Source organism: Planktotalea frisia, assembly GCF_001890925.1.
Classification (GTDB): Bacteria; Pseudomonadota; Alphaproteobacteria; order Rhodobacterales; family Rhodobacteraceae; genus Planktotalea; species Planktotalea frisia.
This window is the reverse complement of sequence record NZ_MLCB01000091.1, coordinates 97167-121052: the sequence shown is the minus strand read 5'-3', so window position 1 is coordinate 121052 and position 23886 is coordinate 97167. Positions and strand designations below refer to the sequence as shown.

Sequence of the window (23886 nt, the reverse complement as noted above, 5' to 3'; positions counted from 1 at the left end):
CTATGGCGGGCGCAGCATTCGCTCGCAGGTGCAGCACAGTTGTTGCTGCGTCGTGGCCGATGTCGCAGAAGCGGTCATTGCGTACCTGTTTTGGGTGCCTAATTCAAACCGCTCTTTCGCTACGGTTGTCCCAAAGGCCGCTTTCACGAGATGCGTTTCCGTTTGGCACCAATCTGCCAAGGCGCAGCAACAACCTCTTCAATTGGCCCAAGAGGGATGCGCTTATGACCATCATATCAGAGCCACCCCAATTAGGACCACTATGAACAAACTGGTTTTGGAAATCGTAAGCCTTGGCATGGCAGTCGTGCTCGCGATTGCTGTGCCGATGTATTCGAAGCATGCGCAAATGGACATATCTGACCTGGATCATGATGTGTCCGCAATGGCTAGTGAAGGTGCAGAGCATGACCATCCCGTACGGCCAGTAGACCCAATCCCAAGTGTGACGCACCTCGCGTACCCAGATGCGATGGATGGCTACAACGTGCAAATCCTGACGCCGAATTTTGCATTCACACCTGCCGCAATTAACCTCGATGTGGTGGAGGGCTAGGGGTACCTCAGAATAATGGCTCCCAGTGGACAACTGTATCAATTCGGGTAATACGATAGCCGTCTGGCGGTGATGGCATTGGGTAGTGCGGCTGCCAGCCACTTGGTAAGTCAATCAGGCGGCTTTCGGCCTCAATGTAGAAATGTTGGTGATCACCCGTGTCTGTGTCAAACCAAACGCGTTCGGACGCAACCGCTGTTCTACGGATCGATCCTGCACGCTCAAAGTCACGCAGGGTATTATAGACTGTCGCCAGCGAAATGTTCACGGCTTCGTTTGTCAAGCTGGCGTGTAGTGCTGCCGCCTCAATATGACGCGAACCAGGGCCAGACCACAAGACTTCGCCGATGGCGGTGCGCTGTCATGTCGGTCGGAACCCGGCTTGTGTCAGAATGTTCCTGACAATTGGCATTATCAGGCTGCTATTTCAGCACTGCCTTCGCGCAACCATTGCAAGACCGCATCTGGTGTGGAAGCTTCATAGGGGTCGCCGGGCGCGTTGTCACAAATACCGTCTTCTTCAAACCAGCCTTCGATGATGCCGTCTTGAACAACCGCTGCATAGCGCCACGAGCGCAGGCCAAATCCCAGATTGTCTTTACGAACCAACATGCCGAGGCGGCGGGTAAAGTCGCCGGAACCGTCCGGTATCATCTTGATGTTCGCCAGGCCCAAATGATCCGCCCACTGCTTCATCACGAAAGCATCGTTGACGGATACGCAATAAATTGTGCCGATTCCCTGATCCTTGAAGACATCCGCCATCTCATCAAAAGCGGGCAACTGGCGGTTAGAACATGTTGGCGTAAAAGCGCCCGGCAAGCCGATAACCAACGCACGTTTGCCCGCGAAAACGTCCTTGGAGGTTTGATCGCACCAGCGATAGGGGTTTTCGCCGCCGATGGCTTCGTCGCGCAGGCGGGTTTTAAAAATTACGTTTGGAATTGGCGTGCCAATTTTCATTTCATTTTCCTTTAGGGTGATTGTTTTGTTGGGTGGGAGGTTCCCATTGCTTATTTATGGCTATCTCTTTGCCACTCCATACCTCCTTCATAGCAAACGTTGCTCGAAAGTGACCGGAACTAAAACGTGGCAGGACCCATGCTTGACGTCAGCACCCATGGGGCATGATGTGAATACTTGATGACGATCAGGCTTTTCACAGTCGTTGGGCACTTTACATTAACTCTGGGCGACCAAAGCCAGCGATGAGTGTGTATTCGACTTTTCCAGCTGGGCCATGAGGACCACTTGTAGGGCCAGTGGCCTGCAACAGACCTAGTCAGAGATCACTGTCCATTCCTTCACAAATTCGAGTGCAGAATGACCAATCTCTTGCATTGATTTGTTTGGCTTGAACAACGCCCCGCCAATACCAAAACCAGTTGCGCCGGCATCTACCCATTCGCTCATGCTCTCGGGCGTAATGCCGCCCGTCGGAAGAAGAGCTATATCGTCACTGAATACGGCGCGCCAAGCCCTTATCACGTTCGGAGAAATGGCTTCCGCAGGAAATATCTTCAAACCGCTTGCTCCATGTGATAGGGCTGCAAACCCTTCGCTAGGTGTGCTCACGCCGGGAAAGCAAATCATGTCCCGGGCGCGGGCAGCTTCTATGACATCTTTATTTACGTTCGGAGAAACGATGAGGTCTCCTCCGGCATTAGAGACATCAATAACGTCCTGAACGGTCAACACTGTACCGCCGCCGACCAAACCCCGTTCGCCGAAGCGTTTGGCCACGTTTTCGATACTTTCGAGCGCCCGGTCCGAGGTAAGCGGAATTTCAAGGGCGCTAAAACCGGATTCGAATAGGATATCGGCTGTTGGCACCGCGTCGTCGAAATCAAGTTTCCTCAATATAGCGATGAGTGGGTGTGCCAAGAAAGCGGTCATTTTGGCTGCATGGATCTCTGTCGTTTCGGAAGTCGTTGCCATGTCGGTTGCCTTTACGGTTGAAACTTTCAATCAAATTTAAACAATCTGCAATCAATTCATGCATACAAAAAATGCCTGAGAAATGTCAACATGCAACCTGCTCAAGTAAGCGTATCTAGTAGACTAAATGTTTGAACTCTAAGTGACGAAGGACTGAATCATTGCCAACGTTGCTACACTTATGTGAATTTTAGACCATAAGAATCACGCGATATTGTCGAATCGAGATCATGATGGCTTGTGCAAATCAAGCAATGCGTATCGCTGCCAATATCAAGTACATTCTTCAAGATGGGCCGCCTCTGTTATGCAATTATATACATGTTATTCTAATTGTTGCGTATCACATTTAAAATATGTATGCATATTGAATACACCTAAACCATACTGGGAGATAAGCGGTGAGCACTGTTGTGGAAAATGCCGGGGAGCGTGATCTCCGTTTAGCCGTGCGGCGGGGGGCTGGTTTAAAGTGCCCCAGATGTGGCAAGGGGCGCGTTCTGCATCGATACCTCAAGGTCAATAAATGCTGTGAGGCTTGTTATCTCGATTTGACACATGCCCGCGCAGACGATGGTCCAGCATATTTTACAATTCTCATTGTCTGCCATCTTGTTGGCTTTGCAATGCATTTCATATGGTCGACTTGGGAGCCTTCCCCACTCGTTATGGCCTCGACTGTGTCCGCAGGCGCCATTGCTCTGTCCCTTTTGTTATTGCCGCGAATCAAAGGCGCTATGATCGGTTTCCAGTGGGCCAAGGGGCTCCATGGGTTTTGACGCCACTTAGAAGCTGTTTCTGGGAAAAGTAATGATATTGTTAAAGCCTTCATCATGGCCTCCTAACTACGTTGGCAGTTTCTGGATGGTCTTGGCTATGGCGGCCTTTGCTGTCGAAGACGCCTTGGTCAAGGCAAGCGCTGCGTCGCTGCCGATCGGTCAGATCATGATGATCTTTGGTAGTGGTGGCGCACTCATGTTTGCGTTGGTGTTGAAATCTCAAGGCAAGACGATCCTCTGCGCGGATATGCTGACACGCATTATGGTGCTACGTGCCGCTTTTGAAGCCTGCGGGCGGCTGTTCTTTGTTTTGGCAGTTGCGCTTGGCGCTTTGTCTACAGCTACTATTATCTTGCAGGCAACACCGGTGGTTGTCGTCGGGTCTGCGTGGCTCGTGCTGGGCGAGCGACCGTCCGTTAAAAATTGTGTCGCTCTTTTTGTAGGTGCGGTTGGTGTTGTCGTGGTTTTGGGACCTACAATTGACGGTATTTCTTGGACCTCTCTTTTGGCGTTTTTCGGAATGTTAGGATTTGCTGGCAGGGATTTGACCAGTCGCGTTGCGCCGAAATCACTTTCCATCGCGCACCTAGGGTTTTTGGGCTTTCTGACAGTGGCAGTCGTCGGGTTGGCTTTTGCCCTCTGGGAAGGTCGCAGTTTCCAATCAATGGGCCCGGATGACGCGCTCTATTTGTGTGCCGCAATCTGTTTTGGCGCTGTGGCATATGCGGGTCTAATGAAAGCGATGCGCACCGGAGACGTCTCTGCGGTTGCTCCATTTCGCTACTTCCGGCTGGTTTTTGGCATACTGCTCGGCGTCACTGTCTTTGGCGAACAAATAGGTTTCCAGACGTTGCTTGGCGCTGCTCTCATCGCGATGTCGGGATTGTTGTTGCTTGGGAACCCTTTGGCAAAGCGCATAACGCCAGAAACCTTATAGGTCTTTCAGCGAACCTCTTGATTTCCGTCTCCGCGTTCGGTGACCGCAGAAAACCAATCCAATGCGGAATTAGCACCTCCAAATGGATAAAGGTGTACGCCCACTTTTCCAGCTCCAGCCGCAGCAAAGCCATCTTCCAATGCCTTAAAGAGGGGCGAAAACTGAACGGTTCCTGCGCCATCTTCAGAGGCCTCTTCAAGGCGCGCAGCATCAAGATCGAATAGATTCAAGTATCGTTTGACTGTCACAAGAGGTGCCGGCCCAACAAGACCTATCCGGACCAGATCAGAAAACCCGTGGTCTCGGAGTCGTTTGATCCATCCGAGAATCTTGTCAGAATCCATGGCCAGTTGCGTGGTAATTTCGACGTTGCATCCACGACGCTTCAACACCGATAACTTGTCGAACAAGGCGGCTGCGCTGTCCACTTTCGGGGCGGCACGATTGCCCTCAGGGAAGCCGGGTAAAACAACGTGATCGATCCCAAAGACATCGAGCCAATCCGACGAAAAGAGATCTGCAGCCGTATCGAAGGGGCCAGCGGAATCCCGAGGATCTCCTCCGACAACCATATACTGCGTTGGCGCGACCTCGCTAACCAAGTGTTCAGTGATCGCAAACAGATCTGCCTTTGAGGTAACCCTGCGCGCTGAGATGATAGGAACAGGAGAGAGGCCGCTGTTTCTCAACTGGTGCGCAACGGTGAGGCGATCGTCGGAAGTGCTTCCATCAAGCCATGCAATGTTTACGGGCGTTCCAGCGGGAAGTCTGGGCGCGACCCCAACGATACCGCAAACAGTCTTTGGGGTAGCTTCTAAGGACAGGTATCGTAGACTTGAAAAACAGCCAACTGGTGTTCCGCGTCTTCGCGTCCCTACCGTTTCTTCTTTCTGCGTCACACGACCATCCAAGAACTCTCTTGGGGGTTGTCGAGGGCGTCGGCCAAACTGCGCAAATCGGCACGTAGTTCTTTCAGGTTATCGGCTGATCCTAAGGCAACGCGTATTGCGTTTGGTGGGTTGCCGACTGCAAAGGCGCGCCCGGGCACCAACCCGATCCCGATGCCTCGGAGGCCCAAGAGGAGCTCAGTTGCCGATTGTTCTTTGGGGATAGGTAGCCATATGTGAAAGGCATCTTTCTGGACCGTAGCGCTGGGTAAAACATCGCGGAAAGTTTCTTGCCTTCTTTGTGTCTCGGTGCGGATTGCTGAGGTAATTTTTGGTGCAAGTCCTGAATTGATCCAAGTTGTCGCAAGTCCGGCGGAAATTGGCGAGACGATGCCGCCATTCGCGCTGATTGCCCGCCTGATCCCTTCGGTTCCGACACCTTCTGGAGGTAAAACAAAGCAAACTCTCAGTGAGGGCGCGAGACATTTGGACGTCGATGCGACGTGCCATGTCAGCTCAGGCGCGAAGTGGGCGAGAGGAGGAGGGGCATCGGTTGCAAGGGCACCATAAGCATTATCTTCAATAATGGTCAGATTGTATATTCGAGCAATCTCAGAAATGTTGCTTCGCCTATCCGATGACAGTGTTGTTGCTGTCGGATTGTGCAGCGTCGGGGTCGTGTAAAGTGCAACGGGTTGATGTTCCTTGCAAACTTTAGCAAGGGCGTCTGGGTCGAGACCTCCATCGTCCATGGCGATCGATACCACTTTCAGATCGAGATACTTTGCGACTGCCAGAAAGCCTGGATAGGTCAATTCTTCACAACACACGGTATCGCCCGGTTTTAAAATCAAAGATGCGATCGACAACACAGCACCTTGGACGCCATTGCACAGAACAACTTCGCCGGCCTGGGAAAGGCCAAAGCTGTCATGGAGCCATCTTTGTCCGGCGTCGCAATCTGCAGCGCTGCCACCAGGTCTTTGATACCGCATCAAAAAGTTTTCGCCTTGATCGGCACCAAGATCTTGAAACCCATCCCACATTTTTCGGAACAAGACCTCGTTTTCAAAGCGCGGTGGCATGTTCATACTCATGTCAACGGGTTGATCTTTTTTAGCCGTCGTCTGGGCGACGCGTTCCTGTTGCAGGTCCTTTACGTAAGTGCCCTGCCCAACACGCCCCTCTACGAGGCCTTTTTTCCCAGCCGCGGCGTAGGCCCGACTGACCGTTGTAAAGTCAATATTCAGCGCGGTCGCCAATGCCCTTTGTGGCGGCAATCGTTGTCCGGGCTTGAGGACGCCGGCCTGAATATCACCTTCAATCGCGTCTGCGATGGATAGATACATTGGTCCGTCCGTCTTTTTTACAGTCGGAACCCATGTGACATTTTGCGCATCGTTGGGCATTGTTTTTAATCCTCACACATTGTATCTATCTTGTATGTATAATGATTGCAAAAGCAATCGCTATTTAGTCGGCTCAGTGTTGCGTCAAAAAAGGTGTACCTCAATGGACTACAGCAATAAATTTGTTTCTCTTCTCCACGATCTAAAACTGGAGGGACGCTACCGTACATTTGTTGAACTGGAGCGGGTTGTCGGGGAATTCCCGAAAGCAATTTGGCACAAGCCCGGCGGCGGAAAGCAAGATGTGACAGTTTGGTGCAGCAATGATTATCTCGGTATGGGGCATCATGAAGATGTTTTGGCAGCCATGCATGATGCAATCGCCCGGGAAGGTGCTGGCACGGGTGGAACACGAAATATTTCGGGAACCAACCATCACCATGTCGCCCTCGAGGCAGAACTTGCGAACCTGCACGGCAAAGAAAAGGCGCTTGTTTTTACTTCTGGCTGGGTTTCAAATCTTGCCGCATTAGGAACGCTTGGCAAGGTGCTGCCAGATTGCGCAATTTTTTCGGACGCAATGAACCATAATTCGATGATTGAAGGTATCATTCGCTCCGGCGCGGAGCGGTTTATTTTCCGCCACAACGACACAGCACATCTTCGGGAGCTTTTGAAAAGCATCGATCCTGCTCGTCCGAAAATCATTGCTTTCGAGAGCGTTTATAGCATGGATGGCGATGTCGCACCTATCAAGGTGATCTGCGATCTTGCCGATGAATTTGGTGCCATGACTTACTTGGACGAAGTCCACGCAGTCGGTATGTACGGCCCGAACGGCGGGGGCGTCTCTGAGCAACAAGGGTTAGCGGAGCGTGTCACCGTCATTGAGGGCACTCTGGCGAAAGCATTTGGTGTTATGGGGGGCTATGTCACTGGGCCAGAGCTCTTGATCGACGTGGTTCGGAGTTATTCAGCCAGCTTCATTTTTAGCACCTCGGTGTGCCCGCACCTAGCGGCGGGTGCGCTTGCGGCGGTAAAGCATCTCAAGAGCAATCCAGATCGGCGTCTCAAACAGCAGGCTAATGTTAAGATGCTCAAGCAGCTTCTGAGTGAGGCCGACCTGCAATTTATTGACGCGCCTAGCCACATTATTCCGTTGATGATCGGGGACGCACATCTTTGCCGCCAAGCGAGCGAGATACTGCTTCTCGATCATCAGATTTATGTGCAGCCAATCAACTATCCCACCGTACCGCGTGGGACAGAGAGGCTGCGGATCACACCGACTCCGGATCACAGCGCAGAAGATATGACTAAATTGGTCAATGCGCTCAAAGATGTCCGCTCAAAGCTTGGTTGGTCCTATGTCCACTTGGCGGCCTAGAGCGCTGCACGAAAGCTAAAATAATGAATTTTGATCTCTCGGCCGAGATGTTGGCACGCATTCAGTTTGCGTTTACAGTGTCTTTTCACTTTATTTTTCCCGCATTCTCTATTGGAACTGCGAGCTACCTCGCTGTATTGAATGGTCTTTGGCTTCGTACGCGCGACGAAGCTTATCTTCGGCTCTTTGAATATTGGAAAACAATTTTCGCTGTGACCTTCGGCATGGGCGTCGTGTCGGGCATTGTTATGAGCTACCAGTTTGGAACGAACTGGGCTCAGTTCTCGGATAAGGCAGGCGCCATAGTCGGTCCTTTGATGGGGTATGAAGTCCTGACGGCTTTCTTCTTAGAGGCGGGCTTTCTCGGTATCGCATTGTTTGGGCGTAAGCGTGTCGGCGACAAACTCCATATGTTTGCGGTGGCCATGGTCGCCATCGGGACGCTGATTTCGGCGACCTGGATTACCTCTGCCAACAGTTGGATGCACACACCTGCAGGCTACAGTATTGATGTTAATGGCAATTTCGTACCGGAGGATTGGTGGCAGATTGTCTTTAACCCGTCGTTTCCCTACCGGTTGACCCACGTCGTGCTGGCCGCATTTCTGACTACCGCATTCACCGTTGGGGCAGTCGGGGCGTGGCATCTTCTGCGCGACCGCAAAAACCGGATGGCCCGGATCATGTTTTCGATGGCGATGTGGATGGCGTTCATTGTGACGCCAATCCAGATATTCGTTGGTGATCTTCATGGCTTGAACACTCTTGAACATCAGCCTGCGAAGATTGCCGCAATGGAAGGCCATTTTGAGACCCACCAAGGCGCGCCCTTAATCCTATTTGGTATTCCCTATGAAGAGGAGGAGCGCACAAAATATGCAATCCAGATTCCAAAGCTCGGGTCGCTCATCCTGACACACCATGCGGACGGTGAAGTCCTTGGTCTCAAAGAATGGCCCAAAGACGAACGGCCACCCGCCGTGATCCCGTTTTTTGCCTTCCGGATTATGATTGCCATCGGCATGGCGATGCTGGTCGTTGGCCTTTGGTCCGGTATCGCCCGACTTCGCGGCAAATTGTTTGAGAGCATTTGGCTGCTCCGCGCAGCGATCCTTATGGGACCATCGGGGTATGTCGCTGTGCTCGCAGGTTGGTTCACAACCGAGGTCGGTCGTCAGCCCTGGACTGTTTATGGCGTCCTTAGAACGTCCGATAGCTTGTCACCGGTCGATGCTCCTGCGGTTGCAACGTCCTTGGTCGTATTCATCGTTGTGTATTTCTTCGTGTTCGGTTCGGGCGCCGTGTATCTCGTGAGACTTATGGGTCGAACACCTTCGATTAACATTCAGGCTTTGTCCTTCGTTGCGCCGATCCAAACCAACCTTAGGCATCAGCGTCCAACCTCTACATCGTCGGAGACATAATCATGACATTTGATCTACCCTCTCTGTGGGCTGCAATTATTGCATTCTCTGTCTTGTCCTATGTTGTTTTGGACGGTTTTGATCTTGGCGTTGGCATATTGTTTCCCGCCTTCCGCGAGCGGGCAGACCGCGATATCATGACAAACTCTATTGCCCCGGTCTGGGACGGAAACGAAACGTGGCTGGTTCTTGGCGGTGGCGGATTGATGGCTGTCTTTCCTGTGGCCTATGCGACAGTGCTACCGGCTCTCTACCTTCCGATCATCTTGATGCTGATTGGATTGGTCTTTCGTGGTGTCGCATTTGAGTTCCGCTGGCGAACATTGCCAGGGTCGAAATTCTGGGATAATGCCTTCTGGATCGGATCAACCCTTGCCGCCTTTATGCAGGGCATCACTCTGGGCGCATTGGTGCAAGGTATTGAGATAGAGAACCGCAGTTACGCTGGCGGCTGGTGGGACTGGCTGACGCCTTTTACGATGATTACCGGCCTTGCGGTTGTGATCGGTTACGCAGCGCTTGGGGCTACCTGGCTTAATATGAAAACCACAGGAAAATTACGTGAAAAAGCGCGCGGTCTCGCGAAACCTCTTGTCTTTTCACTTCTGTTTTCGATCGCTCTGGTGTCGCTTTGGACGCCGTTTATTGATGATCAATACTTTGATCGCTGGTTCAGATGGCCGACTGCGTTTTTCTCTGCCTTGGTGCCACTGCTATTGGCCTCATGCACCTACCTGTTTTGGTCGGCGCTGAAACAAAGCAACGACGTAATTCCGTTCTTTGCGACGTTAGGGATGTTTGTGCTTACATTCGTTGGTTTGGGCCTCAGCTTTTATCCAGACATCGTACCAGGTGCTTTGTCTATCCATGAAGCGGCAGCGCCTGAAAGTTCGCTAAAGTTCCTGCTTTGGGGCGCTGGCGTTTGTATGCCGATGATTCTTGCTTACACTGGATACGCCTATTGGGTTTTCCGAGGCAAAGTTGATCCCGAAGAAGGATATCACTGATGAGATCAGAACGCGTCGGTCGTCTATTCTGGTTTGTCAGTTATTGGTGGGCTGGTGTTCTGACGGTGACGGCAATTAGTACAGTGATCCGATTTTTTCTGGTGCCAACTTGATCAAGTGGTTCCCCAAGGGAGATTCGGCGCCGTTGGGCACCAATACCCAACCACTTCAAAATGCCCCTGCCTTAATTCTTGCACGATCGGACCGATTGTCGTTTCGAAAGAGGCATCAGGAAATGGTCCGCGCAACTGCCTTGCCCATTCAACAAATGCGGCTGGTGTGTTGATGAACGAGCGTGGACCACTATCTAGCAGTGTGGCGTACAAGCAAAAAACAGTAGCGATGGTATCGTCGGACAGATCAAAATCACCGTTCTAAATTACCAGCCACTGTTGCCAAAACCGGCTCAACCAATCTGCTAGCCAAATTTGGCTTGCGGTAACGTGACACTTGTATCGCCGGCAAAAGATGTTGGGCTTGGCATGTCGCCGATACCTTCACGCAACTATTCGGGGACTTGGACGTTAGCAATTTGTAGTCGAAAGCGGTCATTCTGCAGAGACTCTTCATCGCGACTTTGTTGCAACTTGATCGTTGGCCCTCGTTCCTTCGCTGAAAATTGTCGGAATGGCTGATTGTAGTGATGCGTTGGACAACGGAATGTAGCAGTTACAGCATAATCCACGCTGCCTGCACGCGCAGCACGAAAAACGAATTCACACTTTGGGCTCATTTTCCTGTTTCGCTGCATTGTGAGCGGAGGTACGGTTTTCAGTTTTGGGTGAGTAGATAACGCCCTTGCCGACTACGGCGCCAGACTAGACCAGCCTGATTGACCTACACTTATTTTCCTCGAAATAATCCTCGGGGGAGCGCCACTCGTGCGGGGGCAGACAGCCTCCTTTGCAGCTTGTCTTAGGGATCGGCAGCGGTACAATAAAGCATTATTGACCGAATGGGAGTGGATTAAATCTTGCCGTTAAGCCAAACAGCGACACCCAATGTCTTAACTGAGGTCGCATTGAAACAGCGCCTTGAGACGGGTTCGAAACTCATCATTACATGCAACGTATCGCCAACGCGCAAAGCATCATCATGGTTTGGAGTTTGGACGATGCACGCAGAACATTCCGATGGGACTACGCAAATGTTGGTCACGGCGCGCTCCAGGATGGCAGGTGAAATTTCCATTCGTGAGTTCAAAACCGTGACGGGAATCGTGTCTTTTCTGACCGACTGCGGTTTCACCAAAATTTCCTTCCCCGTGATTGAGGGCGACACCGTGAGACTACCGCTGGATACTTAAATCTAAGCATGCCCAGCAGTAAGTTTGGTGGCCAATGCCCCGCCCTGTTGGGCGGGCAGCGCGTTACCCACAATCCCGACGCTTCGATGTTCAGTGTCTTCGTTTACTCCGCCGCGCGACCAAGAACTTCTTCGGCCCATTGGTTCAGGCTTTTGCCAGACAGCTCGGCCGCGAGTGCCGCCTTGCGGTGCACCTCGGGATCGACGCGAAACATGACTTGACCCGAGAATGCTTTTTGCGGCTCCTTGCCGACCTTTGCGCAAGTCTCAACGTAGTCTTCAACCGCCTCATGAAAGGCTTCCCGCAACGCCTCAACCGTGTCAGCATGAAAACCGATACCATCACTGATACCGGCGAGGCGACCTGTGAAAATGCCGTCTTCATCGTCATACTCGATGCGGGCTGAGTAGCCTTTGTAGGTCATGGTATTGGTCATGGCGTTACTCCGATCCGCTCCAAGAATGCGCGGGCGGCGCGCACCTGATAGCGTTTGGCTTCCTTGGCGGGGTGTGGGCGGTGAAACGTCTCAACCTCGCCATCCTTTTCGAACCGCACTCTTGAGCCGCGTCCTTCGATCACCTGTGCGCCCGCCGCGACAAGCAATCGCTCAACAGCTGCCCATTCTACTGTTCCCGACACTGGATCGGTAAAGACAACGGCCAGAACCTTGCGGTGTTTACTATTCATCAGGTTACATAGATCATGCTTGCATATATTGCAAGCAAAATACCTCCTTGAGTTTGAGTGGGTTTCTAATGACGCGCCCCACGAAACATCGAAACAACAGAATCTGTAGTATACTCCGTCGCACTATCAGCGAAAATCAAGCCATTGATCTCTCATGGATTTACGAGATCGCGTTGGTACAAATTTAAGAAAACTAAGGCGGCTTCAATCCCTTAGCCAAGAAGCCCTGTCACTTAAGGCAGGACTTGAACGAGGCTATGTTGGCCGACTGGAACGTTCACAATACTATACCTCAATGGCGACCGTGCAAAAGCTTGCTTTGGCGCTCGAAGTAGACCCCATCGAGTTAATCGAGCCAGTTCTGATAACCCGCGGTAAAACGTCAGGAACCGCCGATCATGAAACCTCAGGCGATCAAAAGGTGTCTGGAGGCTCACAGCTGCTTGCTGTGCCGTTTCAAGAGGGATTTGAGAAGCGGCAAGGCGATCTTACCCTCGTATTGATCGACTATAGATGGAACGACGGGTCAACTGTTCGCCGCTGGCTTGTCGATCCGAAGAAGGTCAAACAATCGGCCATTGTCGTGAAACCTTGCATACTGCTTTGACAAAGGCAGATACCTGCTCAGTAGGAAAACCAGTCTGAATGACCCATATTGCCTCCGTAGTCGCCATATTCGACCATGATATCGCGCGAGTAGAAGTTTCCAAAACCACGCCCAACGGGCAACAAAATAGTTTGCCCGCTTTCGGAGACAAATGAGCTCGGCCAACGCGTGTGCGAGCCGTAGACACGTGCGATATATCGGCAGGTTCGGTTTTCACGGTCACAAGACCGAATACTCCAGTCCCACTGCCTTGGATCGTCACGCGGCGTGTAAGAGCGGCCTGTGAACCAGATCACATGTGTGCGGTTGAGCCATTCGTATTCTGGAAGGTCCGTATCAACCTCGCCCTCACCGCCGGGGCCACCCAATTCAATCGGTACTGCGGCGAAGGTGCAAATCCCGAACGGAGGCCTACTCGGCCACGGCGTGATGCGGCGGATCATTGTGCGATAGGCCCGCGCGCAGACCGCGCTCGGAGGAAATCCACCCGCCATACAGAGCATAATCGCGCAATCTATATCGTAGGCCTGCGCCTTTTTAGGTGCGCCAAATGTCATTAAAACACCAAAGATTGCTGACAAAATAAGCCGTTTCATCGGAGACTCCTTTGTTTGGTTTCGTCCTATGGTTTAGCATTTTGTTAAATTCTGCAATATATCATATTGACTCAATGTGTCTTTCCGCTTGTACTAGGTCGGACTAGAAGGGCTCTCAGGGGGAGAGTCCAAATGCCGATAGCGCGCAATCAAATCTTGATCACACTCGATGGGGTCAAAGACCTTCAAAAGAGGGAAGTTGCGTTCCGCTGCCGGTATGAGCTCGTGGGGTTCACGGACGATGGCAAGCCGCGCTACCAGTGCATCTACCTGCGCGACGGTGAGCCAGAAGCCATTCTTGTGTCCACACGGATCACGCCTCTCGGCCCAGAAGCGCGCTACTTCAACATCTGGCCGGGGCTCTTCAAACACCATCTTGAGTTTGGCGACGGGCGCGATCTGCGCTTTGGTGCTGATTACAGCATTACCCTCGAAAGTAACGGCTGACGTCCTAGCATTTCGCGCCGATGGTTCGGCTACGGCATCTGGGTGGACGTTTCACGGAGCACGTCCGAGCTGGGCCACCTCCGAAGATACTTTAGAAGCGCAACCTGTTGCCGTTGCACCAATTGCGCCTGCGGCAGGAGCCACAGACCAAGTTCTTGCCCTCATACGGCAAACAGCAACTCGCCACCAAAACAACAGGGCCATCGCGCAAGCAGGCCTTTCGACACGAGACTGGCACGTTCTGTTTCAGGCGATGATTGAAGCGGAGAGCAGCTACAATCCAACCGCCGTCAGCCCAAAGGGCGCCTATGGTTTGGGGCAATTGATGCCCGCCACGGCACGCGAGCTTGGAGTGGATCCCCGCGATGTCTCCCAAAATCTCGACGGCGCAGCACGCTATCTGCTCGCACAATTGGCAGAATTTCGCAGCGTTGGTCTGGCCCTGGCTGCCTACAACGCAGGCCCGCATCGTGTTGAGCAGTACTCGGGTGTCCCACCGTTTTCTGAAACACGCGCCTACATTGCACGCATCCACGACATTCGTGAACGGCTGTCCGGTGGAACGTCGCAGCCAGCACCAATCCGCGTCGCCAATACAGCACCCACACGCGCTCCCGTCATTATTGAACTGAACTGATCAAGGACATTTTCATGCCAAGACACCACTCACGATACTTGCCACTCATGGTCGCAACCTTAGCGCTCCTTGCCTCCCCTGCCTTCGCGCAAGACTTGTCGCCCATTCAAACAATGTTGGAGACGGTCGAAGCCGCACTCACAGGACCAATTGGCATTGCCGTGGCTACTCTAGCGGTCATTGGCACAGGCTTCATGTGCATGATGGGGCGGCTGAACTGGGGATGGTTCGCCTCCGTGATCATCGGGATCGTGTTGATTTTCTCGGCGGGCACCATCGTCGACGGCTTCACCTAAGAGCAGGCAGAGCAGATGGCAGAACGTTCCCCACTTTTCCTCGGCCTCGCACGCCCACCCAAGTATCTGGGTCTCCCTGTCGGATATCTGGTGGTCTTGGCCATGGGGGTCGTTCTGCCATTTATCTGGACGAAATCTCTGATCTTTTTCCTGATCGGGATCATTGCCTATCCAGTCCTTTGGTTCGTTGCGGACAAAGAGCCTCATTTCTTTGAAGTGCTGCGCATCTCCTTTGGCACCGTGCGCCCGACCAAAAACCGCGCACATCATGGGGGTGACAGCTTTGGCGCTTGATGGTGGAACTTTGAGCGGCATCGGCCCTGCGGTGCGTGAAGCTGGGGGAACAGGATTTGCCCGTGAAAGCTACCTTGCGGAGCACCTGCCCTATTTTGCTTTGGCAACGGACGATGTGATGGTGCTGCGCGAAGGCGATCTTCTGGCAACCCTACGCCTTGATGGTCTGAACCCGATGACTACCGAGGACGATCGCCTTGATGCGCTCAAGCGCGCGGTTGCCGCAATCGTGGCCCAAACCGGGAATACGTTCGGTTTTTACATCCACCGCGTCTCTGTTCCACAAAACTTAGACCTTAAGCCCGTCGAGGGTGATACCTTCGCGTCCCAAGTCGATGCCCGTTGGGCAGCTCACATCAAAGGCCTGCGACCTTCCAAGCGGCAGATGTATCTCAGCGTCATTCGCCGCCCCAATCTCGCAGCCCGCATCCCATTTTTGCGCGCACTCGCCCGCAAAGCTTGGGTCAAAGACCGCGCAGCGCGTGTTCAAGAGCTCAACGAGGTTATGGGCTTCTTTGCGGTGGCCCTCTCTTCGGCAAACCCTGTTCGCTTAACAAAGACGGGCGGTGAATGGCTCGGGTATCTGAACACGCTCAACGCAGGCAGCTTTTCACCCATCGCATTTGGTCAAAGCCCCCTGCCCCTGTCTCATACCATCAGTGATTGCCGCGCGACGTTCGATGGAGATGTGGCGACGATTACATGTGCCACAACAGGTGCCGTCAAATATGGCGCGCTCTTTAGCATCAAATCCTATCCCGCACTGACAGACGTGACGCTTCTCGATGCGTTAGATCTGCCTCTCGATATCGTACTGACCAATTCATTCAGTCCAATCCCGAACAACATCATGGCCGAGCGCATCCAGCGCATCATCAGACAGATGCATGCGTCAGATGATGCCGCCGTGTCATTGCGCGACCAATTGGCCTTGGCTGCAGACGATCAAGAGGCGGGACGCATCGCCTTTGGCGACCATCACCTTTCCATCGCCGTCTATGCGCCTGACCGCGACACACTTGAACGCGCCGCCGCACAGATCAAACGGGTCGGCCAAGAAATCATGGCTGTGATCGTGCGCGAAAACATGGCGCTGAAAGCCACCTATTTTGCACAGAGCCCGGGCAACTTTGGCTATCGCGCCCGAAAGACACCAATCTCATCGACCAATTTTTCTGATTTTGCAGCCCTTCACGGCAGTGTTGAAGGGCGTAGCAATGACGAGAGCCCGTGGGGTCAGAGCATTGCGGTTCTGCCAACAGTGGGTACATCAGGCTACCGTTTCAACTTCCACGAAGCGGGTTCTGCAAGCAAAGAACCTACTGTGGGCCACACACTGGTTTTAGGGCGCACGGGAACTGGCAAAACATTGACGACTGCCTTCCTCACCGCGCAAGCGCAACGGATCGGCGCACGCCTGTTCTTCTTTGACAAAGATCGCGGCTTGGAAATGGCAGTCCGAGCTTTGGGTGGCCGTTACAATGAAATCCGCGCAGGCGTGCCCACAGGCCTCAACCCGCTCGCCTCTGAAATCGATGAACGCGGACGCGCTTGGTTATCCGATTGGTTGGCCACCTTGCTGACGCGCAGCGGTGCCTTATCCGGAGAACAATCGCGCCACATCCAGGGTGCGGTAACACAGAATGCAGATGCTGGCGCAGCCTTACAGCGCTTTGCCAGCTTTGAAACCTTGTTCCAGTCCTTGGATGATGATGGCGAGCTGCAGTCCCGCGTCGCAGAATGGGCCCCCGGCGGTCGGTTTGGCTGGGTATTTGATGAACCCGACCGTGGGCAGCGCCTCGATCTCACTGGCGACATCGTCGGGTTTGATATGACTGAGATCCTCGACATGACAACGGAGCGCATGGCTGTGCTTTCATACATTTTCCGCCAGATTGAACGCGTAGTTGAAGACCGTCGACCCACCATCATCGTCTTGGACGAGGCGTGGAAACTACTGGATGATCCTTATTTCGGCGCACGGTTGGAAAACTGGCTCGTGACCCTGCGCAAGATGAACTGCGTCGTGATCATGATGACGCAGTACCCCAGCCAGTTGCGCGACAGCCGCGTTGGCAAAACCATTGTTGAAACCGTCCCGACGCAGATCCTGTTTCCCAACGACCGCGCCACGGTGGCCGATTACGATTTTCTGCGCGTGAACTCCAAGGAAGCTGCTTTGCTCGTCCAACCCACCATTGGCCAACGCATCGCGCTGGTGCGCTCCGCGGGAGACAGCGTCTTTGTCGATGCTGACCTCTCTGCCCTTGGCGACTTGCTGCCAATCTTGGGCGGCGGTGCCACAGGTGAGGCCCGCGTGCCAGCCGACTGGCGTTCAAACCCAGATTTTTGGAGACCACAATGAGATATTCCCAAACCATTCTTGTGCTTTCGGCTGCGCTGTTGCTATCGGCCTGCGCGCAATACACCGAGAAAACGTCCCCATGCTTTAACCGAAGCGGTGACCCGGTGGTGACACGCGCAACGCTATCCTTCGCGGCCACGGCACCAGTTTCAGCTGCGAGCGGCAAAGATTGTACTTTCGAAGCCCTGCCGCGCCCAGAATGATCCGCCCCGTCATCATATCTGCTGGGCTTTGGCTTTGCCTGCATGCAACCTCGGGCTTCGCCCAAGGTGTACCAACGCAAGACAACGCCGCAATCGGGCAAACCATTGCGCGTGTGACCGCATTGGTTCAGGATTTGGGAACCCAAGGTGACAAAGAAGCCGAGCGTTCTTCCATCGCCGAGGTGCAGGCAGATCAGCTGCGCACGCTCGAGGCAATTTCTGCCGCTATGACGGGTCCGGGCTTTGATATCAGCGCCCTTGAAGGCAACGCTGATTTTGGGGTCGCTTCCGTCTATCCCAACACCGATACAAGTCCGATGAACAGCCGCCTCTTTGGCGAGGGCCGCGAAACCGTCGAAATGATGATTGTGCGCGTTGCAGGCGAATATGCTGGCGCACCAGGCGTCGCACGGGCTGGTCTTTCCGCCACGCAATGGCGCTGCTTGTTTCAGGCACTGATCAAACAGGAAAGCCGCTTCAATATCACCGCCGAAAGCCATGTTGGCGCTTACGGACTGACACAGCTCATGCCCGGCACCGCATCGGACATGGGCGTCAATCGCTACGATCCTATGGACAACCTGCGTGGTGGCGCGCGCTACATCACGACCCAGCTGAACCGCTTTGGCAACATCCCCCATGCGCTCGCAGCCTATAACGCAGGCCCCGGACGCGTGATCGAGTATGGCGGCGTGCCGCCTTTTACCGAGACCCAAGGCTATGTGCGCAATATCTCCAAATTCTACAACGAATACCTTGCCGTTGTCGGTGGTGCGGAGGCGCTTGGCACATTGTCATCCTCAGATTTCGCCCTCGCTGAATACGCCAACATCTCGGATGCAGGCGTCTATTATGCGGCAAGCAGCCACGCCACGACGATGCAGGTCATCAACCGCCTGCGCGCGATCATTCTGCAAATCGACGCCCAACCAAATGCGAAAGCCGCGTGGGAACTCAACACCTACGCCAAAGCTGAAATCGCCCGCATCCTAAATCTGCGCGTCAGGCTGATGGCAGCCAATCAACAACGCGAAGCGACCCATGCCCAACATCTGGTCGCGGACCGCCTATCCGAGCGTGAATTCATGCAAATGGGAGTGCCAAATTGAAACAACTTCTTCTTTCCGTCGCGGTGATAACCACCCTCGGTGTATCGTCACCCGCAAAGGCACAAGGTGTTCCAACCTTCGATGGATCGCAACTTGGTCAGCTGGTTGCCCAACTTGAACACATGGCTGAAGATCTCAACGTGCAGCTGCAACAGTTGGCGACGATGCGGTTAGAGCTGGAGACGCAGCTGTCTCAACTGCTGAACTTGGAAGCCCAACTCACATCTCTGATCGAAGGCAGCGGATTGAGCGGCCTCTTCGCATCGATCGAAGAATTCCGGGCCTTGCGGGGTAAGCTCGTCGCACCTTTAAACACGGCACGGGCTTTGGCGGACGGCGATTTCCTGAGCGGCTTCAATCCCGGCGCTGAACTGGAAGCCTCGGTCGAACGGGTTCTATCCGGCAGCGGGTTCACATCAGAGACATTGAGCACCCTTTCTTCCTCGCCGGAACCCGCCGACAATCGCATCGCGACCTCAGCAGGCGCTAGCGCGATGTTGTCAGTCGCGGCTCAAGAAAGCCATGCAGAAGCTGGGCAAAGTCTGGAGCGGCTTGAAACAATGGTTGGCTTGATCGACGATCAGGACGGCTTGAAAGCGGCTGTTGATCTTAACACACGGGTCACGGCGGAACTCGGGATCATCCTCACACAAATCTGGCGTTTGGAAGCGGCGCAAGGTGTCAGCGCTGGACAGCTTGGCGTCGTTGATGCGGCTACACTGGCTGACGAGCGCCGGTTCAGATCAATGGCGGTGGATCCATGATGATGCGCGTCTCACCTGCGTTCAGATTGATCATAACAGCTCTGCTTCTCACGCAGCCTATACCCGCCTTTGCAGAAACACCGGGCACAACATCAGGCGGGCCTAAGCCTTTCAATTCAATGGCCGTCGCACCAGATGCCGAGGAATTCTGCCGCGTTCCACGCCCTCCTGCTGGTCTCGCGGAGACCGCTTATCTGCGTAACGGCTATCGTGCGATATTGCGTATTCTCGTTGCCGAACGGCAGTTGGAAACTGAGACCTGTGATTGTCCCTTGAGCGATTTCACATGGGACATGGCTCTCGCAGAACTGCCGCGCTTTCAGACGACTGACAACCCGCGCCTGCCGTTCAAGGTCCTCGACCTCTATGCCATGGCCGATGCGCTCGAGGCCGAGCACGCAGAGGGTTGTTCATAATAGATGGGCATTATTCGCGATATCCTCGACCAGGTCGATGCAGCTGTCGACAGCGTCGCGCAAGACGGGTTCATCTCATCTGCAGCCGCCGTTGGCGATGTCATCACTGCAGGTGCCATCCTGCTCCTTATCTTGCTCGGCATCAATGTCGTGATGCAGCTCAGACCCATGACCTTTGGCAGCGCGTTTGCGTTTGGGATCAAGATTTCGCTGGTCGCTATCTTTGCGCAGAGTTGGGATAATTTCAGCGTCATCTACGGCATTGCGACACAAGTGCCGGACTCCGTCGGCGCATCCATTCTCGCCCTCACGGGATCTGGCGACGAGGCTGGCGTCTATGAGAGCCTCGACAACATGGTGGCTCGCATCACAGCCTACGGCGACACCATCGGTGATCAAGCAGGCTGGGTCTTTGGAGCCGTGCTTGGCGCGATCTTCTTTGTGCTCTCCGCACTCTTCGCAGCCGTTACCGCTGGGATCATCGCCTTCGCCAAAATCGTCTTTGCGCTGATGATCGTAATTGCCCCTTTCATGATCATCACATCGCTGTTCAAGCCAACCCAATCCCTTTTTGAGGCCTGGAGCCGTGCGACCATCGGCTACGCCTTGATGCCCGTCGCCGCTGCGGGTGCTGCTGGCATCATCGTTGCGATCGCAGAAGCCATCGGCGATGCGTCCGCCGATCCAGTCGATGTCGAAACGGTGAGCCTCATCTTGCCATTCTTGGTCATTCTACTGCTCAGCGCCGGAATTATGGCATCCGTCCCTTACATTGCTTCCAACCTAACCGGCGTGATGGGTATTGCGTCCAACGCTGTCGGCCTGACCGGTCTGGCGCGCCGTGGTATCGTCAACACAAGCGACTATGGCACAGGCAGTGCCACGCGCTTCGCAACGGGCAAATCACCACAAGAACTCCAGCAAGCGGTGAACAGCGGCGTTGTCAAAACGGGCGAAGCGATCCGTCGAACACCGGCAACAGCGCTCAACACCGTCAAATCTTTCCGCGCCCCATAACGAAAGACCAACACCAAAAATGAAGAGTCAAACTAGCCAAGACCAAAGCGACGCCTTTGCGGTGGATTTTATCTACGGCCCACGCAGGCGCGAACGATTTGCCTATTTTGTGGCGGCAGCTGGCGTTCTGGTCGGGCTGGCAGGCATGGTTGCTGGAGCAAGCTTGTTTCCCCTAAAATCGATTGAGACTTTCGTTGTTGTCGTGGACAAAGAAACCGGACAGATGGACCGCGTCGCCGCAGTCCAAGCCCTCTCCTTGTCGGAGAGTGACGCCATTATACAAGCCAACCTTGTGGCCTATGTGGATGATCGAGAAACCTACGATCTGACCGACGGCGAGCAGCGGATCAACTCCGTCCTCGAGCGCTCGGACGGCGATGCCGCACGCACCCTGCGCGACCTTTGGACCTCGTCCAACGAAGACTACCCGATTGCTGTTTATGGCCGAGATGCCGTCATAGAAGTGGTGATCAAATCTGTGAACCAAATCGAATCTGGGGTGGCGCAAGTGCGCTTTACCCGCACCCTGCGCCGCGCGCGTGACACCCGCTCAGTGACCCGCAGCTACGTGGCCACTGTTGGCTACGCCTTTGAACCCGAAACCCGCCAACGCCTGCAAGACGTCTGGGCCAACCCCATGGGCTTCGTGGTCACCTCATACCGCGTCGACGCCGAGACTTTGGAGAACTGATCCCTTGAATATCGCTGCCCGTTTGATTTGTGCTGCCGCATTGCTGTCGGCCACCCCTGCCTTGTCCGAAGCCGTGCCACGCAGTGGGTCACTCGACAACCGCGTGCGCACCGCCACTTACGTTGAAAACCAAGTCTTTGTGATTGAAACTGACCTTCGGCATTCAACGACCATCCACTTTGGGCAGGGCGAACGGTTTGACGCCGTCATTGTTGGCGACACCGAGAGTTTCCAAGTCGATCCAATCCCCGAGCTTGGCAATGTCCTGACCATCAAGCCGCATGTGCAAGGTGCCTCAACCAACATGACAGTGATCACCAACCGCAGGACCTATTCCTTCCATCTCCGCGAAGGGGCCATTCCGGGTCGCTCAGGCATGTTTTTCGAGGTGCGGTTTCGCTATCCAGAAGATGAGCGTCGCGCGGCAGCGGCCAATACCCAACCCAAAGGATTTGAGGCCCCGCGCAACTATAGCTACCGCGTCGCTGGCGAAGGGGATTTCCGTCCAACCCATATTTACGACGACGGGCGGTACACATATTTCTCATTCCCCGAAAACGGACGCCAACCCGCCGTCTTCAAAGCAGACGAGCAAGGCCGGGAGCGCACAGTAAACTGGACCCAGCAAGGCAACACGGTGCGGGTGCTTGGTGTGAACGAATTCTGGACTCTTCGCATTGGCGATGAGGCCATCTGCGCCTTGCGCGATGACAGCGCAATTTATGTGAGCAACTGAACATGGCAGACGAGAACACACCCGACCTGCAGGATCGCCTCAGCACGTTTAGCCAGAAGACCAAGACCAAACGCCGTGGTGGCAACATTGGGGTCGGGGCATTGGCGATCGCCCTTGCGCTTGGCGGAGGTGGTGCTGCCTATTTGCTGGCGACCAATCTGCAGGAAGGAACAACAGGCTTAGAAACATCCGACGTCGAGACGTTCCAAGACCAACGCACCGGAAATGGTGGCAGATTAGAATTCCCACCGGATGAAGCGGAACAGCAGGTTAATGATGCACTGATCGCGGTTGAAGAGGCACTCGATGTTCCGTCCCCTGTCCCAGCTGCAGAACCCAGTGCCGCAGTGCTCGAAGAAATCGCAAAACTAAGGGAAGCTCTTGCCGCCAGCCAATCGGCCCGCAACGCCGAAATCCAAGAAGCTGTCTCAGATCTGCGAGAAGCATTCCAAGTCCAGACAGACGCGCTTGAAGCCTCCATTGCTGCCAAAGATACCGAGATAGAAAACGCGCAGCGGCAGAGCGAAGCACGTTTGGCAGGACTACAAGCGATGTTGGATGCAGAACGTGCGCAGCGCGAAGGGCTCGAGGCAGAGATGGCACGCGATGGATTGATTGCAGATCAGCGGTTGCTCGAAGAACGCCAACGCCAGGAAGAAGAGCAGCGTCAGCGCGAAGTGGAGCAGGCCGCCCAAGAACTGCTAAACGCGCAGATCGTCTCTCCCTCGGTCGTTTATGCGGATGGCCCGCGGTCCACATCCGCTGGCGGAACAAATCCCACTGCTGCATTGGCAGGAGCGGATGGACCAACCCTGTCTGAAAACGAGCAGTACTTGCGACAAGGCGCACGGCCGTTGGACGTGCAAGAAGCGTCCCAAATGGCCTTCCCAGAGCGAACGCTTTCACAAGGCTCTGTCATTCAAGCTGCCTTGCAAACAGCAATCAACAGCGACCTGCCCGGCTCTGTTGTGGCGGTTGTGTCTGAACCGGTGCCTGCGTTTTCTGGCGATCAGATCCTGATCCCGCGCGGCTCCCGCCTTTTTGGCCAATACCGTTCCGGAATTGAGTTGAACCAAAAACGCATCCTGATCCTTTGGACACGCGTTCTGACCCCCGATGGGACGTCGATAGAAATCGCCTCCGTTGGAGGCGACCAGCTTGGACGCTCTGGGTTAACTGGGATCGTCGACACAAAGTTCGCTGAACGCTTTGGTGGCGCGGCTCTGATCTCGCTCATTGGCGCAGCACCTGCTGTCGCCGCAAACAGTACCGACAATGAAATAGCCAGCGAAGTACTTGAGGGGGTTTCTGGTGACCTCGAAGATGCCGTGGGATCTGTGATCGCTGAGCAAGTCTCGATCTCACCCACTATCTATATTGATCAAGGTGCATCCGTGACCGTCCTCGTCGACCGCGATGTGGTGATCTATTGAGCCAATCGCCCCTGCCTG

Annotated in this window: 29 protein-coding genes; 21 read left to right on the top strand and 8 right to left on the bottom strand. The window is 54.2% G+C overall.

The window, feature by feature from the left end; translation table 11 throughout:
• Positions 1-262: 262 nt before the first annotated feature.
• Positions 263-556, top strand: a complete 294-nt coding sequence (locus tag PFRI_RS05970) for a hypothetical protein (RefSeq protein WP_072629801.1) — start codon at positions 263-265, stop codon at positions 554-556.
• Positions 557-563: 7 nt separating this feature from the next.
• Here the strand turns inward: PFRI_RS05970 and PFRI_RS05965 are convergent, their stop codons facing one another.
• From PFRI_RS05965 to PFRI_RS05955, 3 genes are all read right to left on the bottom strand, one after another.
• Positions 564-905, bottom strand: coding sequence for a Fur family transcriptional regulator (locus PFRI_RS05965; protein ID WP_084649618.1), 342 nt, complete (start codon positions 903-905; stop codon positions 564-566).
• Positions 906-970: 65 nt separating this feature from the next.
• Positions 971-1519, bottom strand: a complete 549-nt coding sequence (locus PFRI_RS05960; RefSeq protein ID WP_072629800.1) for a peroxiredoxin — start codon at positions 1517-1519, stop codon at positions 971-973.
• Positions 1520-1834: 315 nt separating this feature from the next.
• A complete protein-coding gene (locus tag PFRI_RS05955; RefSeq protein WP_245812285.1) occupies positions 1835-2494 on the bottom strand; it encodes a 2-dehydro-3-deoxy-6-phosphogalactonate aldolase in 660 nt (219 codons plus the stop codon).
• 401 nt (positions 2495-2895) lie between these two features.
• Between PFRI_RS05955 and PFRI_RS05950 the strand changes: the two genes are divergently transcribed.
• Both PFRI_RS05950 and PFRI_RS05945 read left to right on the top strand, forming a co-directional pair.
• Positions 2896-3273 carry a DUF983 domain-containing protein gene (locus PFRI_RS05950; protein ID WP_072629799.1) on the top strand — a complete coding sequence of 126 codons (378 nt, stop codon included), beginning with the start codon at positions 2896-2898 and terminating at the stop codon, positions 3271-3273.
• 31 nt (positions 3274-3304) lie between these two features.
• Entirely contained in the window at positions 3305-4210 is a 906-nt protein-coding gene (locus PFRI_RS05945; protein WP_072629798.1) for a DMT family transporter, read from the top strand.
• 5 nt (positions 4211-4215) lie between these two features.
• On the opposite strand, the gene PFRI_RS05940 is transcribed toward PFRI_RS05945, so the two are convergent.
• The gene (locus PFRI_RS05940; protein WP_139292100.1) at positions 4216-5109 is read right to left on the bottom strand and encodes a hypothetical protein; all 894 of its coding nucleotides are present in this window, start codon (positions 5107-5109) and stop codon (positions 4216-4218) included.
• The gene (locus PFRI_RS05935; protein ID WP_245812295.1) at positions 5106-6446 is read right to left on the bottom strand and encodes an aminotransferase-like domain-containing protein; all 1341 of its coding nucleotides are present in this window, start codon (positions 6444-6446) and stop codon (positions 5106-5108) included. The genes PFRI_RS05940 and PFRI_RS05935 overlap by 4 nt, the downstream gene beginning before the upstream one ends.
• Positions 6447-6609: 163 nt before the next feature.
• Between PFRI_RS05935 and hemA the strand changes: the two genes are divergently transcribed.
• The 4 genes from hemA to PFRI_RS21100 all read left to right on the top strand — a co-directional run bounded on the left by hemA (position 6610) and on the right by PFRI_RS21100 (position 11570).
• The gene (gene hemA, locus PFRI_RS05930) at positions 6610-7833 is read left to right on the top strand and encodes a 5-aminolevulinate synthase (protein ID WP_072629795.1); all 1224 of its coding nucleotides are present in this window, start codon (positions 6610-6612) and stop codon (positions 7831-7833) included.
• Between the two features lie 23 nt (positions 7834-7856).
• The gene (locus PFRI_RS05925; protein WP_084649617.1) at positions 7857-9257 is read left to right on the top strand and encodes a cytochrome ubiquinol oxidase subunit I; all 1401 of its coding nucleotides are present in this window, start codon (positions 7857-7859) and stop codon (positions 9255-9257) included.
• A 2-nt stretch (positions 9258-9259) separates the two neighbouring features.
• Positions 9260-10264, top strand: a complete 1005-nt coding sequence (gene cydB, locus PFRI_RS05920) for a cytochrome d ubiquinol oxidase subunit II (RefSeq protein ID WP_072629794.1) — start codon at positions 9260-9262, stop codon at positions 10262-10264.
• Between the two features lie 1114 nt (positions 10265-11378).
• Complete coding sequence (locus PFRI_RS21100) at positions 11379-11570, top strand: hypothetical protein (RefSeq protein ID WP_139292099.1); 192 nt, start codon at positions 11379-11381, stop codon at positions 11568-11570.
• 103 nt (positions 11571-11673) lie between these two features.
• On the opposite strand, the gene PFRI_RS05910 is transcribed toward PFRI_RS21100, so the two are convergent.
• Both PFRI_RS05910 and PFRI_RS05905 read right to left on the bottom strand, forming a co-directional pair.
• Positions 11674-12006, bottom strand: coding sequence for a type II toxin-antitoxin system HicB family antitoxin (locus tag PFRI_RS05910; protein WP_072629792.1), 333 nt, complete (start codon positions 12004-12006; stop codon positions 11674-11676).
• The gene (locus PFRI_RS05905) at positions 12003-12257 is read right to left on the bottom strand and encodes a type II toxin-antitoxin system HicA family toxin (RefSeq protein WP_072629791.1); all 255 of its coding nucleotides are present in this window, start codon (positions 12255-12257) and stop codon (positions 12003-12005) included. Before PFRI_RS05905 ends, PFRI_RS05910 begins: the two co-directional genes overlap by 4 nt.
• Before the next feature lie 154 nt (positions 12258-12411).
• Here PFRI_RS05905 and PFRI_RS05900 point away from each other — a divergent pair, with 154 nt between their 5' ends.
• Entirely contained in the window at positions 12412-12864 is a 453-nt protein-coding gene (locus PFRI_RS05900; RefSeq protein ID WP_072629790.1) for a helix-turn-helix domain-containing protein, read from the top strand.
• Positions 12865-12881: 17 nt separating this feature from the next.
• On the opposite strand, the gene PFRI_RS05895 is transcribed toward PFRI_RS05900, so the two are convergent.
• The gene (locus PFRI_RS05895; protein ID WP_007121035.1) at positions 12882-13460 is read right to left on the bottom strand and encodes a hypothetical protein; all 579 of its coding nucleotides are present in this window, start codon (positions 13458-13460) and stop codon (positions 12882-12884) included.
• Positions 13461-13592: 132 nt separating this feature from the next.
• Between PFRI_RS05895 and PFRI_RS05890 the strand changes: the two genes are divergently transcribed.
• Genes PFRI_RS05890 through PFRI_RS05830 form a run of 13 tightly spaced genes read left to right on the top strand, consistent with a single transcriptional unit; the run spans position 13593 to position 23868 of the window.
• Entirely contained in the window at positions 13593-13907 is a 315-nt protein-coding gene (locus PFRI_RS05890; protein ID WP_072629789.1) for a hypothetical protein, read from the top strand.
• Positions 13870-14544: a lytic transglycosylase domain-containing protein gene (locus tag PFRI_RS05885; RefSeq protein WP_245812281.1), complete on the top strand. Its 675-nt coding sequence runs from the start codon at positions 13870-13872 to the stop codon at positions 14542-14544. Before PFRI_RS05890 ends, PFRI_RS05885 begins: the two co-directional genes overlap by 38 nt.
• Before the next feature lie 14 nt (positions 14545-14558).
• The gene (locus PFRI_RS05880) at positions 14559-14840 is read left to right on the top strand and encodes a TrbC/VirB2 family protein (RefSeq protein WP_039965702.1); all 282 of its coding nucleotides are present in this window, start codon (positions 14559-14561) and stop codon (positions 14838-14840) included.
• A gap of 15 nt (positions 14841-14855) precedes the next feature.
• Positions 14856-15134, top strand: a complete 279-nt coding sequence (locus tag PFRI_RS05875) for a VirB3 family type IV secretion system protein (RefSeq protein WP_007121039.1) — start codon at positions 14856-14858, stop codon at positions 15132-15134.
• A complete protein-coding gene (locus PFRI_RS05870; protein WP_072629788.1) occupies positions 15109-17499 on the top strand; it encodes a VirB4 family type IV secretion/conjugal transfer ATPase in 2391 nt (796 codons plus the stop codon). Before PFRI_RS05875 ends, PFRI_RS05870 begins: the two co-directional genes overlap by 26 nt.
• The gene (locus tag PFRI_RS05865; protein WP_072629787.1) at positions 17496-17702 is read left to right on the top strand and encodes a hypothetical protein; all 207 of its coding nucleotides are present in this window, start codon (positions 17496-17498) and stop codon (positions 17700-17702) included. The genes PFRI_RS05870 and PFRI_RS05865 overlap by 4 nt, the downstream gene beginning before the upstream one ends.
• The gene (locus tag PFRI_RS05860) at positions 17699-18811 is read left to right on the top strand and encodes a transglycosylase SLT domain-containing protein (protein ID WP_007121041.1); all 1113 of its coding nucleotides are present in this window, start codon (positions 17699-17701) and stop codon (positions 18809-18811) included. Before PFRI_RS05865 ends, PFRI_RS05860 begins: the two co-directional genes overlap by 4 nt.
• The gene (locus PFRI_RS05855; protein ID WP_039965697.1) at positions 18808-19575 is read left to right on the top strand and encodes a type IV secretion system protein; all 768 of its coding nucleotides are present in this window, start codon (positions 18808-18810) and stop codon (positions 19573-19575) included. The genes PFRI_RS05860 and PFRI_RS05855 overlap by 4 nt, the downstream gene beginning before the upstream one ends.
• Positions 19572-19991 (top strand): hypothetical protein, encoded by a 420-nt coding sequence (locus PFRI_RS05850; RefSeq protein ID WP_245812279.1) that lies wholly within the window; start codon positions 19572-19574, stop codon positions 19989-19991. Before PFRI_RS05855 ends, PFRI_RS05850 begins: the two co-directional genes overlap by 4 nt.
• 3 nt (positions 19992-19994) lie before the next feature.
• Positions 19995-21008, top strand: coding sequence for a TrbL/VirB6 family protein (locus tag PFRI_RS05845; protein ID WP_072629786.1), 1014 nt, complete (start codon positions 19995-19997; stop codon positions 21006-21008).
• 19 nt (positions 21009-21027) lie between these two features.
• Complete coding sequence (locus tag PFRI_RS05840; protein WP_072629785.1) at positions 21028-21699, top strand: VirB8 family type IV secretion system protein; 672 nt, start codon at positions 21028-21030, stop codon at positions 21697-21699.
• Positions 21700-21703: 4 nt separating this feature from the next.
• Complete coding sequence (locus PFRI_RS05835; RefSeq protein ID WP_072629784.1) at positions 21704-22435, top strand: TrbG/VirB9 family P-type conjugative transfer protein; 732 nt, start codon at positions 21704-21706, stop codon at positions 22433-22435.
• A gap of 2 nt (positions 22436-22437) precedes the next feature.
• Positions 22438-23868 carry a TraB/TrbI/VirB10 family type IV secretion system protein gene (locus PFRI_RS05830; RefSeq protein ID WP_072629783.1) on the top strand — a complete coding sequence of 477 codons (1431 nt, stop codon included), beginning with the start codon at positions 22438-22440 and terminating at the stop codon, positions 23866-23868.
• Positions 23869-23886 lie beyond the last annotated feature (18 nt).